Below are 748 nucleotides of genomic sequence, written 5' to 3'. Positions count from 1 at the left end.
TGCTGTATAATTAAAGTATTACAGCGAAAGGCGTGAAGTCAGTTGTTCCAGCCTCAAATCTCTTTTGCGATTAGTCCCTATGCGGCACTATACGACCTTATTGTGCCTAAGGATAACATGCTGCGCCAGATCAACGAGCTGGTAGACTTCTCCTTCGTCTACGATGAACTGAAAGCAAACTACTGCTTGGACAATGGCCGGAACGCCATCGACCCATTGCGGATGTTTAAATATTTGCTCCTTAAAGCCATCTTCGAGTTGTCGGACGTTGATTTGGTTGAGCGCTCCCGGTACGACATGTCATTCAAATACTTTCTTCAGATGGCACCGGAAGAATCGGTCATCGACCCAAGCTCCCTTACTAAGTTCCGTAAATTGCGCCTAAAAGATCTAAATCTGCTGGATATGCTAATCGGTAAAACCGTCGAGTTGGCTCTCGCGCAAGGCATTCTAAAGAGCACGTCCATCATCGTGGACGCAACGCACACGAAAGCTCGTTACAACCAGAAGTCTCCGAGGGAGATTTTGCTGGAACGTTCTCGTAAATTACGAAAAGCCATCTACTCCATCGACGAATCGCTTAAAACGAAGCTACCTGCTAAGAACATCATGGATACGCTCGAGGCTGAAATCGACTATTGCCAGAAGCTCATCGAAGTTACCGAAACCGGGCTTGGCATCGCCCAACTTCCTAAGATCACGGAACCGCTAAATCTGCTTAAAGAGACCGTTGAGGATGATGTAGAAC

At 46.9% G+C, this 748-nt stretch carries 1 protein-coding gene; it reads left to right on the top strand.

Annotated features, from left to right (window positions below):
• Positions 1-42: 42 nt before the first annotated feature.
• The coding region (locus ACFO1S_RS23705) for a transposase (protein ID WP_465251304.1) at positions 43-748 on the top strand (706 nt) is incomplete at its 3' end.

It is taken from the genome of Cohnella boryungensis, from assembly GCF_042651945.1.
Lineage (GTDB): Bacteria > Bacillota > Bacilli > Paenibacillales > Paenibacillaceae > Cohnella > Cohnella boryungensis.
The sequence above is the reverse complement of the archived record's forward strand: the minus strand, read 5'-3'. Positions and strand labels throughout refer to the sequence as shown.